This window comes from Bacillus sp. 22446 (assembly GCF_052044955.1).
In the GTDB taxonomy this organism is placed as follows: domain Bacteria; phylum Bacillota; class Bacilli; order Bacillales; family Bacillaceae; genus Bacillus; species Bacillus altitudinis.
The window spans coordinates 84,664-98,326 of the sequence record NZ_JBQEOD010000002.1; the positions used below are offsets into that span (position 1 = coordinate 84,664).

Genomic DNA, 13,663 nt, shown 5'->3' on the forward strand with positions numbered 1-13,663 from the left:
GGCAAGAGAGCCGTTGTTTCATCCGTCTGTTGATTGTATGGAACGCTTTTCAAGAACAAATTGTTCGAGACGGTCAAGTCCTTCTTTTAACGTTTCAAGTGAATATGCATAGGAAAGGCGCACATATCCTTCTCCGAGTGAAGAGAAAGCAGAACCAGGTACGACCGCAAGTTTTGTACTTTCTAACAACTCCATGCAAAAATCAAATGAACTCATCCCAAACGATTCAATGGAAGGGAAAATATAAAAAGCGCCGGAAGGCTTAATGACCGGAAGCCCCATAGAAATGAGGCGATCATATACATAGTCGAGTCTTTTCTTATATTGCTCTCTCATGATCAGTGCATCATCCACACCATTTGTCACTGCTTCAAGTGCCGCCTTTTGTGAGATAGCCGAGGCACAAGACACGTTATATTGATGTACTTTTAATACATGTTTAGCAATAGGAGCGGAAGCAAATAAAAAGCCGATTCTCCATCCGGTCATGCTATGAGATTTTGACAGTCCATTGATGACAATCGTCTGTTCCTTTAAGAAAGAAGCAATGGAATGATGTGGACGATCAAATGTCAGCTCACTATAAATTTCATCAGATAGAATAAAAATATCCTTTCCTTCAAGAAGCTGTGCAATTTCTTTCAATTCTTCTTCTAATAGCGTGACCCCAGTTGGATTTGAAGGGTATGGAAGGACAACACACTTTGTCTTTTCCGTTAATGCATCTTCAATCAGCTTGGCATTTAATTTAAAACCGGCATTTGTTGTGTCAATATGCACGGGCACCGCACCGCACATCCGAATGATCGGTTCATAGCCAGGGTACACAGGGCCGGGCAGGATGACCTCATCGCCTTCAGTCAAAATGGTTCGAAACGCAGCATCAATTGCTTGACTCGCACCTGTTGTCACAATGATTTCTGTCTCTGCATCATAATCAAGATGGACTTTCTTTTTGATGTATTGCTGGATCGCTTGTCTTAGCTCTAAAAACCCAGCGTTATGAGTATACGAGGTGAAATTCTCGTCAATGGCTGTTTTGGCAGCTGTTTTGACATGATGCGGCGTATAAAAATCGGGCTGACCTATGGTCAATGAAACGACATCCTCATATGAAGATACGAGATTTGAAAATGTTCGAATGCCTGAAATTTCAATATCCTTTACTCTTGGATTCAGCAAATGCTCCATTTCTCATCACCTTAAAAATTTATGTTTTTATCCTATTTTACCATTCACTGCATAAATGTCACCTGCGGAAAGGCTTCGGATATCGTTATATGTAGTCTATTCTCCTATCCATCACAGCATGAGTGATATATGAAGAAAGAGCAACATTTATTATAGCGTAACCTGCTCGGAAAATACAGCTCTGCTTAAGATGATTAGAATAAGGCAAAACGGTATAAACTGAAAGAACGAGAGAATCAAGTCATGGGAATTGCTTTCACAGGCATACGATCTCCTGAAGGAGGACGATAATAGATGGATCAATCAGCAAAGACATCGAAAATAGCCTTTTTATCAGTCATGAGTAATACGTTTGTTGTGGTCCTTAAAATCATTGTAGGGGTGTTAACTGGATCTGTTGCGGTTTTATCAGAAGCCATTCACTCTTTTCTCGATTTAATGGCCTCTTTTATTGCATTTATCTCTGTTCGTATTTCAAGAAAGCCGGCAGATTCAAAACATCCTTATGGACATGGGAAAGTTGAGAATATTTCTGGAACGATTGAAACTTTGTTGATTTTTGTTGCTGGGATTTGGATCATTTATGAATGTGTTCATAAATTAATGCATCCTGAGCCTGTTAAACTGCCGGTACTTGGTATTGTGGTCATGCTAATCGGCGCACTTATCAATTTTGTTGTGTCGAGAGTTGTGAACAAAGAGGCAGAGCGAGTACATTCTGTTGCCATGAAATCGAATGCACTGCATCTTTTAACAGATGTGTTTACGTCACTAGGGGTTGCCATTAGTTTATTGCTTGTTGCATTAACGGACTGGTATTTCCTCGATCCGATTATTGGAATGGTGCTAGCGCTCTATATTATGCGTGAAGCGTTTAAACTCATGAAGGAAGCCTTCCCGCCGCTTGTCGACGCCCGGTTAACCCCGGAAGAAGAACAAGCAATAGAGGCCATCATTCAAACATTCAGCCAAGAATTTATTGAATATCATGACTTTCGAACAAGACGATCCGGTGCTGAAGAATATATTGATTTTCATTTGATTGTTCATGGAAAAACAACCATTGAAGATGTTCACCAATTATGTGATCGAATTGAAGAGAACATTCAGCAGGCGTTTCCGCATGCACAAATCTTTATTCATGTAGAACCTGAAAGTGAAAGAAGCACACAAACGTAAAAAAGGCGATACCACCTCTTTGAAGGTTGTATCGCCTTTTTTTACGCTTCATCTATGAAATGAAATCAATATCCATAAGCAGTATCGTAATCTTCATACCAAGAGATATAAGCAGCATCTTCATTAGATAAACCATGTTTCATATCTAAAAAATCAGCTTCGCAAATATCTTCAATCACAGTCATTTCGTTGTTCTTTAATAGTACGACAGTTCCCATCATGAACACCTTTCTTTAAAAAATCCTTGACTATTGTACCATGTGAAACGTGATTGTCAACAGAAGAATCGAAATGAGAGGAAAATATCACAAAATGTTAAAAAATCAGGCGTTGAAAGAACTAGATGTGCCATAATTTTCGTGAATTTTCAGTATTTATTCACATAAATCATCATTTAAAAATGATCTAAAATTCATGTAAAAATGTAAAGCTCCATTGATCTTGCGATATTCATAAGATATAATAACGAATGATTATAAGAAATTTATAGAAAACATACATAATAAAGGAGAAATAGGATGGAAACAAACATGTCAGAAGCACCTATTCAAGAAGAAAAACATCCTGAACTAGCTGGAGTAGGTTATCGTTTTCTTGCTCATCTTTTAGACGGTGTCATTATTAGTGTACCATTTTCAATCATTGTATTTATTCTCGCAACACTCTTTTTTGTCTCAAGCCCTGAGGCGGCATTTTTAATGTATGATGATAGCTATTACTATTCTTCAACGGTGATCACGGATGAAGAATGGGCAGTCATTGTGGGCCTTCTCTTTTTCTATGGCGTAACGACCTTAATCGGTATCGCGGTGACTTGGCTTTATTATGCGATCATGGAATCATCAAAGTTGCAAGGAACTCTTGGCAAGATGGCTCTTGGCATCAAAGTGACAAAAGTAACGGGTGGAAAAATAACATTCGGGCGCGCGACAGGCCGCTTTTTTGCAAAAGGCTTTTTGTCTCCAATCTTATTCATTGGCTACATCATTGCGTTTTTCACAGAAAAAAAACAAGCACTTCACGACTTGATTGCAAGTACCATTGTCGTAAAGAAATAATGAAGAGAAGCACCTCTGCTAAATAGTAAGGGGTGCTTTTTGTATAGATTGCTTGTATGGAAGAGGGAAACGTCACATAAAGTAGAATGATAGTGAAAATAAAAGCAGAGAAGGGAGTCAATCTATTGAAAAGAGGGAAAATGACTGTTCAGAAAAAAGGGGCAAGCTTCGGGCTCTTTTTCACAGCACCTGTTTTGGCCTGGGCATTGTATGATTTTGCAAATACGATATTTTCATCGAATATGATCACCATTTTCTTCCCATTTTATTTGCAGGAGACGATAGGCGACAGTGCGAGGATGGATCAAATCGCCAGTACATTTATTTCTTATGCGAACGCACTTGCAAGCTTTTTCCTCGTTATTTTTACGCCTTTATATGGTGTGCTGATTGATCGTACAGGGAAAAAGAAGCGGTATATCACGGTGTTTACCTTGATTTGTATTGCCTGTACCTTTATGATGGGGATCTTTGCTGGGGTTGATTTCTCAAGCGAATGGTTTGGTCTTCCTGTCTCCTTATTGGTGGTGGTTACCTTGTTCGTCATCGCCAAATTTTTCTATCACTCTAGTCTTGTTTTTTATGACACCATTTTGCCCGATCTTGGGACAAAGGATGAAATCCCCCTCATTTCTGGATTCGGTATTGCTGTCGGCTATTTAGGTACACTTGTCGGCCTTTCTGTTTATTTACTTGTAGGAAATGACCAGTTTCATGAAGCATTTATTCCGACAGCCTTTTTATTCTTTCTCTTTTTTCTTCCCTTTCTCTTTATTATAAAAGATCCTCAACCTCTCCCGCAGCAAGAGAAAAAGTCGTCTTTTTTCAGCGGGTATAAAGAGATTATTCGTACGTTTAAAGAGATGAAGCAGTACAAACCGGCCTTTATTTTTATGATCGCTTTCTTTTTTATGAATGATGCGTTGCAGACAGCGATTGCGATGATGGCGGTTTATGCAAAAATTATCATTGGCTTTACGGCAGGTCAATTTATTTTGCTGTATCTTGTGTCCACGATTTCAAGTATCATTGGCTCGTTTCTATTCGGATATGTCACAAAGGCCATCGGGGCAAAGCGCTCGATTACAGTCGTGTATGTCATTTTAATTGTGGCGCTCATTCTAGCTGTGACAGCGACAACTGAATGGGTCTTCTGGGTAGCAGGCAGTCTATTCGGAATTTCACTTGGCGCAAGCTGGGGATCATCACGAATCCTCATTATTGAGCTGACGCCTAAAGAAAAACGAGGGCAATTTTTTGGTCTCTTTGCGTTTTCGGGAAAGGTGTCTTCAATTGTTGGTCCCATCATTTATGGCTCCGTCACACTGCTGTTTGCAGCACATGGGAATCTCGCAAGCCGTCTTGCATTAGGGTCTTTGCTCATCCTTGCAGCCATAGGACTTGTGATTCATCAATTCGTGCGAGAGAAAGCGTAAAGAAACGTCAACTTTTTACCCATGCTGCCGATATAAAAAGTACAATCTTATATTGAAGAATAGAGGGATTTCCGTGGCTTTAAACAAACAAGAAATTTTACTTGACTCTGGTACTAATGAATTGGAAATTGTGAAGTTTGAAATTGGTTCAAATCAATTCGGCATTAACGTCATGAAAGTAAGAGAAATTATTCAGCCAGTTGAGGTGACAGTTGTACCGCACTCTCACCAAGATGTAGAAGGGATGATTAGTTTACGAGGCGAGATTTTACCAGTCATCAATCTATTTTCCTTTTTTAATGTCGAGTCAGATCAGTCAGAACAAGAGAAATACATTGTGACTGAATTCAACCAACGGAAATTTGTGTTCCATACAGGAACGGTATCACAAATTCACCGCGTCAGTTGGGAAGAGATTGAAAAACCAACTGCACTCAATCAAGGAATGGATCGTCATTTAACAGGGATCATCAAGCTTGACGAGAAAATGATTTTCCTTCCAGATTACGAAAAAATCATCTATGATATTGAATCCGCATCTGGCGTAGACACATATCATATGTTTGACGGTGAGAAAGACGAGAGAAGAACAGGGAAGAAGCTGTATGTTGTTGAAGATTCTCCGCTTCTCATGCGCTTATTAACAAATGAATTAACCGAGGCAGGCTATAAAAACATTGTAACCTTTGAAGATGGGAAACAAGCATATGACCATGTCATGGATCTTGTCAGTAAAGGCATTAGTGTGACAGAAGAAATTGATATGATTATTACAGATATAGAAATGCCAAAAATGGATGGACATCGATTAACAAAACTGCTGAAGGACAACCCTTTAACACAGTCCATTCCAATTCTCATTTTCTCTTCATTAATTACGGACGATCTGCGTCATAAAGGGGAAACCATCGGTGCAGATGATCAAATTAGTAAACCAGAAATTCATCAGCTGATTGAAAAAGTAGATCATTTTATTATCTAAAGAAAAAAACCACTCGCTTTGAGTGGTTTTTTCTGTTTAAAAATAACTTTCCCCGAGCCGTTTGAAGACGGGTTTTGTATAATGTGATTTTTGTTTTGTGGCGGCAGGTTTTTCTTTTAAACCGACATACGTTTGAAGTATTTGTTTTGCTCGATTTAATGACATATTCGCTTTCGGATTGCGATATGATTGATTTAAATTTCCTAAGTGTGGCAAAAATTCGAAGTCTTCTTTAGTTGGTGGCAGATGAAAATAATAATCTCCGATTTCAATCAGCACGTCGGACTGTTGTTGACTATATCTGGGATTGTTAGAGAAATGTAGGCCCACTTTTCTTCCTTTACCTTCTTGCAATAGTTTTTGCAGCGCACGTTTTTTCAAAAGATAAAGAAACTTGGGATTTGGTGCGGTTTTAGCATGGCGGTTAACAGTATAAATGGCTTTTGCGATGTTTTCTGCTGTAGGTTCTATGTCTTTAGTATGAGCATAATCGTCCATTTTTTCTCTCCTTTGTCTTTCGTCTTCCTGTGCTTAGTATAAATTATACGTTTTTATTAGTAAATTGCAAATAGACTTATTGTAAAAAGCAATAAGATTACATGGTTATTATTTAAAATAGCCAAAAATCATGATGTTGAAACTTTGCTGAAATTTGAAGGGGTCGACACATCTTTCTATCACTTTTATGATGAATGTCTCGCTGTTTTAGATGAAAAGCATACCATTATGTTAAATATTCAAGTGGTATGAATTGGCTGAGCATTGGTAGAAGATGCAGTAGGGGTGCATAAGTTAAAAGATCGTTTGTTTTCGATCATTAGAGGATGTAGTGAAATGTATACGAAGTGAACTATCATAACAAGATAACTACCTATTTGAATCAATGGGTAGTTTATCAATGTATAGATGGTTCATCGTGTAAAATCTACCATATGCAAGACAATCAAAGTCAAACATATGGCTTAAAAACATGGACTATTTCGTATGGCTAGAATAAGCACAGTAAAAACAGCCGTTAAAATCAGTTTCACTCGTCATTTTTTTGGCTTCATCCATGGCGCTTTCACTGTTCATGTGTAGACCAATCAACGTACGGCTTGCTGCATCACCTAAAAATGCGCAGTCTTCTGTATGTACAACGTATTGTCCTTGATCATTTTTTGTATGAATAAAATAATAGCTTTTTAGCATACCCCTCACCTCCAACCTGACTATCCTACTATAAAACTTCCAATAATGTAAAGGTTTTTTATTAAAATTGTTGCAATTTTATGCACATTCCTTTTATTTCATAAAAAGGGAAATGTGTTATAAAATATGAAGATCAAAGTCAATGAGAACAGAAAGGACGGTTTAGATTGAAAGATATTTTAACGCCTTTATTGGTCGCTTTTGTCGTTGGAGGCATTGTGTACGTGATAGATGATCGACCGATTCATCCTCTTCTTCTTTTTCTCATCTTATTTATTAGCATTTATACAGTCGATAGAATCGTTCATTTTGCTTCAATTCATTTCGATGAGCAGAAAAAATAAGCGTCGTTTGTGTTACTGCCATGAAAAAAGGACTTTCTATAGAAGAAAGTCCTTTTAGCCTCATCTATTGTACTCCCTGACCTTTTAATTCACGCTGTACATCTAAGTCAGCAGCTTCTCTGCTGAACTTTGGCAGTGTAATGAAGTAAAAAAGAAAGACGAGTAAAATAATAATACCCATTCCGTAATAAATGTAAGAAACATTGGTGATGAGCTTTGGAAATAACACGGCAATTAAACCTAGCGTCATTGATTGTGCAAACATGGTGAGCGGATCAACCCACCCTGATACGCGTCCCATCAGACGAGGGTGAACAATTCTTGGGAGCCAGCCTCCAATGACAATGTTGACTGGACCAATACATGTACCAATGACAAATGATGTGACATAAAATAACCATAATGTATGGGTAGAACCAAGGACAAAAATTAAAATACCTGCAACTAGAATTGGAATCGACATGAGATATTGCATCTTTACCTTTTTCGCAAGAATAGAGCCAAGTAAGCTTCCAACTAGAAGTCCGGCACCGATCGCGATCGTAAAAAAGGATGTATGCAGTTCAAAATGGTCCGGTGAAAGACCGTATTTCATTGTAAACATCGGAAGAACGGCAAATGCGCCATTCACAAGACCAAAAACAAAAAAGCCGAAAATTAAAGAAGCCAATAATTTATTTTTTAAAATATAGAGAATGCCTTCTTTAAAATCTTTTAGAGACGTTTTAACGGTCATGCCTTTCCAGCCTGCTTGTCCATTTGGCTGTCGTGCTTCAATTGGAATATTGCATGATCGAATGAGAATACCTGAAATAATAAAACTGACCAAATCAATGGTAATGGCACCGTGAAGTCCAATCGTTTTATACATAATGGCACCTATTCCAACACCAAATACCATAAACAAACTAAACAGCATCTGATTTAAACCAGCAGCTTTTGCATATTGATCTTTATTTAAAATGGCCTGAACGAGAGAGGCTTCAGCTGGATAGAAGAACTTCGTAATGGCACTTCGTATAAACAAGATCAAGAAAATAAGCGGCAGTGAATTAAAATAAATGACGATAAATAAAACGATCGTCAGCCCAGCTCGTATCCAATCACAATTCTCTGCGACTTTTTTACGATCAAAACGGTCTGCGACCACACCGACCATAAAAAAGACAAAGATCGTAGGCAGTGAATACATTAGCTCTGCTAAAGTGGCGTAAGCGGGCTGATGACTAAAATGATCGAGCAAATAAAAGGCAAACGCCATATTGCCTACTGTTGTCCCCATTTGCGAGGCAAGTGCTGCAAAAAAGAGACGAACAAAATTTCTGTTTTTAAAAATATCCATAAATACGCTCCTTAACCTGAAGATCCCACTTTCTATCATATAAAATTTTAACCATTCGTACAATTGATTTCTCCTACTGGCTAATGGTCACAGGTGTTCCATTTGGAACAATTGAAGCAAGTTCGATAACATTCTGATTGTACATGCGAATGCACCCTCTAGACACAGCTTTACCAATTGAAGACGGGTTATTCGTTCCATGGATGCCGTAATGAACTTTTGAAAGGCTCAGCCAATAGGCGCCAAAGGGACCTCCTGGGTTTGGCTGTCTGTTGACAATATAATAAGAACCTGTCGGTGTCATGTTTAATATTCTGCCAGTTGCAATCGGGTATGAGCGCAAGAGCTGTGATCCAGAAAACAGCACGAGACGTTTCGCTGAAATTGACACAGATATGCGGTAAGGGATCGTGTTAGGATCCGGTAACCCAGGGATGATGATGACTTCATTTTGTTCTGGTTCGCGGGCTTGAAGTGACGGATTTGCAGCCTTTAAAGCATCTGTCGTTGTTCGAAAATCAAGTGCTATAGAAGCAAGTGTTTCTCCACTTTTTACTGTGTATCGCAGCACGAAAGCACACTCCTTTTACTCAAATAAAAGAAGCCATGATCCCCGCCTCACATATACTATATGGACGGGATCAGGCCCAATAAGGTTTCTCCTAACATTTGTCATGAGAATGATCTTTGTTTATACATATGCAGGAAAAGGTGATTTGGCTTCTCTTTACACGTGAGATGTTAAGGTGAAAAAAGTGATTTCAGGTTTGGCTAAAAACCGAAGCGGCAGTCTAGTTGTCCCAAGCCCGCGGTTGACATAGATACGGTGCTGATAGCTACCGTATAAGCCTTCGACATATGTACGCCCAAAAGGTGCTGTGAGAATCGGTCCATAGAAAGGAAGCTGTATTTGACCACCATGCGTATGCCCAGAAAGCTGTAAGTTAATAGGTGTTGTTTCAAGCTCTAGTGCGGCATCAGGCTCATGCACAAGCAATAACGTAAAGAGATCAGAAGAGACTTCTCGTTTGATGAAATGGTAATCAGGCATACTCATCATGAGATCATCCAGTGTAGCGATCTGTATGCGTCCGCCTTCTTTTTCTATGTGAAACACTTCATTTTTACATAATGTAAAACCGCAAGTTTTCATCGTTTCCTCATATAGATCAATGCCAAATGGTCCGTAGTCATGATTTCCGCATATGGCAAACTTTCCAAACGGAGCATCAAGCTTAGACAAAGAGGCTTTGGCTTTTTCATGTTCTTCAATCGATGATTCAAAATCAACAAGATCACCTGTAAACACAATGAGATCGGGAGATGCAGCGTTGATTTTTTGGACAACAGTCTCTAAATCTTTTGCCGAAAATGTATCACTTAAATGAACGTCACTAAATTGCGCAATTTTAAATTGGTCAAAAGAAGCCGGTAGCTGAGCATCATGAATAGTGAGTGATACGGTGTCGATCATGCGCGGTTCAATGTACCGAGCATAGCCATAACCGGATGTGGTCGCCAAAAGTCCGAGAATACTCGCACCAGCTGCTCCTTTTAAAAACTGCCTACGGGAAAGTTGCTTCATATAAGACTCCTTTAAAAATAAAATTAAGTATAGCATGATTTTTGATGAATCTCCCATATGGTGTATGGAGGGGAAATCATGATATGATAGACGAATAATGAATGAATAGTCATTCAAAACACACAAAGGGGGAGAACAAATGACGAAGCAAACAGTGATTGTCACAGGAGGATCAAGCGGAATGGGAAAGGCGATGGCGACTCATTTGGCACTCGGGGGCTGGAATGTTGTGATTACTGGAAGAACAGAAGAGACCCTTGAAACAACGGCAAATGAAATCAAACAGCAAGGTGGTTCGATTGCTTATTTTCAAATGGACGTGCGACATCCAGAAGATGCTGATCAAATGGTGAAGTTTGCGGTAGATACATTTGGTGATGTGGATGCACTTATTAATAACGCGGCAGGCAACTTTTTAGTTCCAGCAGAAAAACTGTCTCCTAACGGCTGGAAAGCGGTCATTGATATTGTGCTAAATGGCACCTTTTTTTGCAGCCATGCAGTGGGCAACTATTGGATTCGTCAAAAGAAAAGCGGAAGTATGATCAACATGGTCGCCACATATGCATGGGGGGCTGGTGTTGGTGTAGCGCATTCAGCAGCCGCAAAAGCAGGCGTACTATCACTTACCCGAACGCTTGCAGTCGAATGGGGAAAGCAATATCGGATTCGCGTAAATGCCATTGCGCCGGGGCCCATTGAAAGAACAGGTGGTGCAGATAAACTGTGGGAATCAGAAGAGGCTGCCCAAAGAACATTAGATAGTGTTCCGCTCGGTAGACTTGGCACACCAGAAGAAATTGCAGAACTTGCGAGTTTCTTATTATCTGAGCATGCATCTTATATTAATGGAGATTGTATCACGATGGATGGGGGGCAATGGCTCAACCAATCACCATTTTGAATGACCGTGTAAGACCTGCTTTTGATATGGTATAATCACACAAAGAGAGAAGCAGGTGATGAAAATGGTCGATCCATTGGATATTTTAACGAATATTGAAGATGTTTTCCCGCACTATCAAGCGATCTTCAGTGCGGAGGAACAAAAAGTGATAGGCTATGAGATTCTTGGAAGAATGAAGCTTGAGTCGGGAACAGTTAGTCTAGGCTCCTTCTTTACGGATTCATCTATTCCTGACGAATATAAATTGGAAGTAGATCACAAAGTATTAAGTCAAGCGCTTGATCTCTTCACGACCGCAGATGAAGATTTGCTCATCTTTATTAATCATGATGCGAATGTCCTCATGCTTGATCATGGCGAAAGTTTTTTAGAACTTTTAAAAGAATATGAAGCAAGGGGTATTCAGCTTAACCGGTTTGTCATTGAAATTACTGAACATACGTTTAGCGGCGACATTGAACAGCTTTACCATACGTTAACGTATTATCGTACATATGGGATCAAAATCGCCGTATCTAATATAGGAAAAGAAAGCAGCAATCTTGACCGGATTGCTCTGCTTTCACCTGATCTATTAAAAATAGATCTTCAGGCTTTAAGGGCTTCGTCTCCATCTCCTTCCTATGAATATGTGTTATACAGCATTTCACTTCTTGCAAGAAAAATAGGAGCGGCTTTAATCTATGAAGACATTGAAGCGAATTTTCAGCTGCAATATGCATGGAGAAATGGCGGAAGATATTTTCAAGGCTTCTACCTTCACGAGCCTGCCGCACAATTAATTGACCGTAACAAACGAAAAGAGCAGCTTAAAGAAGAATTTCAACAATTCATTGCCCATGAGAAAAAGAAACTCCAAGCTGTCTATGAACATTCTGAAACCTTTTATAAGCGAATTCATCAAGCCGTCAGTACGTTAAAAAAATCATGCAGCACAAATGATGAACTTATACAAAAACTGGCACTTGAACTAACCGATTGCAGCTTTCGCATTTATATGTGTAATGAAGAAGGGTTTCAAATCACTGGAAATGTGTTTAAGAAAGAGAAAGAATGGCTGTTTCAGCCAGAGTATATAGAGAAAAACTGGAGCTGGCGCCCTTATTTTCTAGCAAATATTCTTCAAATGAGAATTAGCGGAAAAGGATTTTTCAGCGATATCTACAGTGATTTAGAAACTGGAGAACGAATACGAACGTTTTCTTATCCGTTAGAGGGAGACGTGTATTTGTTTGTAGATCTTCCGTATGCTTATCTATATGAGCAGGAAGGATTAATTTAAAAGCAGCCGTCATGGCTGTTTTTTTATTAGAAAAAAGATAGAAAAAATGGTTGACAATGAAACTGATAATCATTATCATTTAGTTATAGAGAGAAGCTACTCTCTGTTCCCCAACCCCTCTATCAGATCAAGATCCAAAAAACTTGGCGCTACCCCCGCCAAGTTTTTTTGTGCGCCAATCATTCCCTTCATGCATAGGACATCCCAATTCATCCATACACCTTAAATGATGATAGTTAGACAGTAGGAGGGAAAAGTCATGATCAAACGTGACAAGCGGCTGCTGATTGATTTACCAATGCCAGATCACCCAGATGCAAATGGTGCAGCGGCTGTGCAAGAATTACTCGGCGGAAAATTTGGTGAAATGTCCACATTAAATAACTACATGTTTCAATCGTTTAACTTTAGAGGGAAACGAAAGCTCAAACCATTTTATGATCTTGTATCAAGTATTACAGCTGAAGAATTCGGTCATGTAGAGCTTGTGACAACTGCAGTCAATCTCATGATTACGGGAACCACCCATGGGGGCGATCCAGATACGACCCCGATGAAAGCGGCTGTTGATAAACGAAATACGCAGCATTTTATCCAAACGGCACAAACAGGCTATCCGTTTGACTCCATGGCAAAGCCGTGGACAGGTGAGAATGTGTTCTCAAGTGGTAATCTGATTCTGGATCTTCTTCATAACTTCTTCCTAGAGTGCGGAGCTCGCACGCATAAAATGCGCGTATATGAAATGACGGATCACCCTACGGCAAGAGAAATGATCGGTTATTTACTTGTCAGAGGCGGCGTTCATGTTGTGGCGTATGCAAAAGCCCTTGAGGTAGCGACAGGGGTAGATGTTGGGAAGATGCTACCAATTCCAAATCTCGACAATAAATACTTTGACTCTGCAAGAAAGTTTGAAGATCAGAATATTCATACAAAACTGTATACATTTAGTGATACGGATTATAAGGATATCAATCAAATTTGGAAAGGAAACCATCCGATTGATGGAAAGCCGCTGACAGTTATTGAGGGCACGCCAAAAGGTGCACCCGTGCCAGATTATAGAGATTTGCCGGAAGAGTTTGCTCCAGGTATTTCGAAAGAAGATTTTGACGAAATTGCGAAACGCCTGATGAGATCGGCCGGTTTATAAAAAACAAGAT

General features: G+C 39.4%; 15 protein-coding genes. 8 read left to right on the plus strand and 7 right to left on the minus strand.

What is annotated here, in order from left to right; genetic code table 11:
• Nucleotides 1-18: 18 nt before the first annotated feature.
• Complete coding sequence (locus tag ACTJJD_RS04675; protein WP_019743910.1) at nucleotides 19-1,191, minus strand: aminotransferase A; 1,173 nt, start codon at nucleotides 1,189-1,191, stop codon at nucleotides 19-21.
• A gap of 294 nt (nucleotides 1,192-1,485) precedes the next feature.
• On the opposite strand from ACTJJD_RS04675, the gene ACTJJD_RS04680 reads away from it, so the two are divergent.
• Nucleotides 1,486-2,370 carry a cation diffusion facilitator family transporter gene (locus tag ACTJJD_RS04680; protein ID WP_017359428.1) on the plus strand — a complete coding sequence of 295 codons (885 nt, stop codon included), beginning with the start codon at nucleotides 1,486-1,488 and terminating at the stop codon, nucleotides 2,368-2,370.
• 65 nt (nucleotides 2,371-2,435) lie between these two features.
• On the opposite strand, the gene ACTJJD_RS04685 is transcribed toward ACTJJD_RS04680, so the two are convergent.
• Nucleotides 2,436-2,588, minus strand: a complete 153-nt coding sequence (locus ACTJJD_RS04685) for a hypothetical protein (protein ID WP_017367142.1) — start codon at nucleotides 2,586-2,588, stop codon at nucleotides 2,436-2,438.
• Between the two features lie 300 nt (nucleotides 2,589-2,888).
• Between ACTJJD_RS04685 and ACTJJD_RS04690 the strand changes: the two genes are divergently transcribed.
• The 3 genes from ACTJJD_RS04690 (at nucleotide 2,889) to ACTJJD_RS04700 (ending at nucleotide 5,846) form a co-directional block, all read left to right on the plus strand.
• Nucleotides 2,889-3,428, plus strand: a complete 540-nt coding sequence (locus ACTJJD_RS04690) for an RDD family protein (RefSeq protein WP_007498690.1) — start codon at nucleotides 2,889-2,891, stop codon at nucleotides 3,426-3,428.
• A gap of 125 nt (nucleotides 3,429-3,553) precedes the next feature.
• Nucleotides 3,554-4,864, plus strand: a complete 1,311-nt coding sequence (locus tag ACTJJD_RS04695) for an MFS transporter (RefSeq protein ID WP_242731923.1) — start codon at nucleotides 3,554-3,556, stop codon at nucleotides 4,862-4,864.
• A gap of 73 nt (nucleotides 4,865-4,937) precedes the next feature.
• Entirely contained in the window at nucleotides 4,938-5,846 is a 909-nt protein-coding gene (locus tag ACTJJD_RS04700; RefSeq protein ID WP_008348035.1) for a chemotaxis protein, read from the plus strand.
• A gap of 36 nt (nucleotides 5,847-5,882) precedes the next feature.
• Here the strand turns inward: ACTJJD_RS04700 and ACTJJD_RS04705 are convergent, their stop codons facing one another.
• Nucleotides 5,883-6,344, minus strand: coding sequence for a YkyB family protein (locus ACTJJD_RS04705; protein WP_007498684.1), 462 nt, complete (start codon nucleotides 6,342-6,344; stop codon nucleotides 5,883-5,885).
• A 477-nt stretch (nucleotides 6,345-6,821) separates the two neighbouring features.
• Nucleotides 6,822-7,037, minus strand: coding sequence for a hypothetical protein (locus ACTJJD_RS04710; RefSeq protein ID WP_008348016.1), 216 nt, complete (start codon nucleotides 7,035-7,037; stop codon nucleotides 6,822-6,824).
• Nucleotides 7,038-7,204: 167 nt separating this feature from the next.
• Here ACTJJD_RS04710 and ACTJJD_RS04715 point away from each other — a divergent pair, with 167 nt between their 5' ends.
• Nucleotides 7,205-7,381 carry a hypothetical protein gene (locus tag ACTJJD_RS04715; RefSeq protein ID WP_284565062.1) on the plus strand — a complete coding sequence of 59 codons (177 nt, stop codon included), beginning with the start codon at nucleotides 7,205-7,207 and terminating at the stop codon, nucleotides 7,379-7,381.
• A 64-nt stretch (nucleotides 7,382-7,445) separates the two neighbouring features.
• On the opposite strand, the gene ACTJJD_RS04720 is transcribed toward ACTJJD_RS04715, so the two are convergent.
• The 3 genes from ACTJJD_RS04720 to ACTJJD_RS04730 form a co-directional block, all read right to left on the minus strand.
• Nucleotides 7,446-8,723 (minus strand): MFS transporter, encoded by a 1,278-nt coding sequence (locus tag ACTJJD_RS04720; RefSeq protein WP_008348012.1) that lies wholly within the window; start codon nucleotides 8,721-8,723, stop codon nucleotides 7,446-7,448.
• 73 nt (nucleotides 8,724-8,796) lie between these two features.
• On the minus strand, nucleotides 8,797-9,294 hold the full coding sequence (locus tag ACTJJD_RS04725) for a L,D-transpeptidase family protein (protein WP_008348009.1): 498 nt from the start codon (nucleotides 9,292-9,294) through the stop codon (nucleotides 8,797-8,799).
• Nucleotides 9,295-9,450: 156 nt separating this feature from the next.
• The gene (locus ACTJJD_RS04730; RefSeq protein ID WP_254505785.1) at nucleotides 9,451-10,308 is read right to left on the minus strand and encodes a metallophosphoesterase; all 858 of its coding nucleotides are present in this window, start codon (nucleotides 10,306-10,308) and stop codon (nucleotides 9,451-9,453) included.
• Nucleotides 10,309-10,447: 139 nt separating this feature from the next.
• Between ACTJJD_RS04730 and fadH the strand changes: the two genes are divergently transcribed.
• From fadH to ACTJJD_RS04745, 3 genes are all read left to right on the plus strand, one after another.
• The gene (gene fadH, locus ACTJJD_RS04735; protein ID WP_019743904.1) at nucleotides 10,448-11,212 is read left to right on the plus strand and encodes a 2,4-dienoyl-CoA reductase; all 765 of its coding nucleotides are present in this window, start codon (nucleotides 10,448-10,450) and stop codon (nucleotides 11,210-11,212) included.
• A 64-nt stretch (nucleotides 11,213-11,276) separates the two neighbouring features.
• Nucleotides 11,277-12,497, plus strand: a complete 1,221-nt coding sequence (locus ACTJJD_RS04740) for an EAL domain-containing protein (RefSeq protein WP_024719569.1) — start codon at nucleotides 11,277-11,279, stop codon at nucleotides 12,495-12,497.
• Nucleotides 12,498-12,756: 259 nt separating this feature from the next.
• A complete protein-coding gene (locus ACTJJD_RS04745) occupies nucleotides 12,757-13,653 on the plus strand; it encodes a manganese catalase family protein (RefSeq protein WP_019743902.1) in 897 nt (298 codons plus the stop codon).
• Nucleotides 13,654-13,663: the final 10 nt, after the last annotated feature.

Bases quoted from the DNA above. Each gene is read 5' to 3' on its own strand.
- ACTJJD_RS04675 (WP_019743910.1), bottom strand. From the start codon at position 1,191: ATGGAGCATTTGCTGAATCCAAGAGTAAAGGATATTGAAATTTCAGGC.
- ACTJJD_RS04680 (WP_017359428.1), top strand. From the start codon at position 1,486: ATGGATCAATCAGCAAAGACATCGAAAATAGCCTTTTTATCAGTCATG.
- ACTJJD_RS04685 (WP_017367142.1), bottom strand. From the start codon at position 2,588: ATGGGAACTGTCGTACTATTAAAGAACAACGAAATGACTGTGATTGAA.
- ACTJJD_RS04690 (WP_007498690.1), top strand. From the start codon at position 2,889: ATGGAAACAAACATGTCAGAAGCACCTATTCAAGAAGAAAAACATCCT.
- ACTJJD_RS04705 (WP_007498684.1), bottom strand. From the start codon at position 6,344: ATGGACGATTATGCTCATACTAAAGACATAGAACCTACAGCAGAAAAC.
- ACTJJD_RS04710 (WP_008348016.1), bottom strand. From the start codon at position 7,037: ATGCTAAAAAGCTATTATTTTATTCATACAAAAAATGATCAAGGACAA.
- ACTJJD_RS04720 (WP_008348012.1), bottom strand. From the start codon at position 8,723: ATGGATATTTTTAAAAACAGAAATTTTGTTCGTCTCTTTTTTGCAGCA.
- ACTJJD_RS04730 (WP_254505785.1), bottom strand. From the start codon at position 10,308: ATGAAGCAACTTTCCCGTAGGCAGTTTTTAAAAGGAGCAGCTGGTGCG.
- fadH (WP_019743904.1), top strand. From the start codon at position 10,448: ATGACGAAGCAAACAGTGATTGTCACAGGAGGATCAAGCGGAATGGGA.
- ACTJJD_RS04740 (WP_024719569.1), top strand. From the start codon at position 11,277: ATGGTCGATCCATTGGATATTTTAACGAATATTGAAGATGTTTTCCCG.
- ACTJJD_RS04745 (WP_019743902.1), top strand. From the start codon at position 12,757: ATGATCAAACGTGACAAGCGGCTGCTGATTGATTTACCAATGCCAGAT.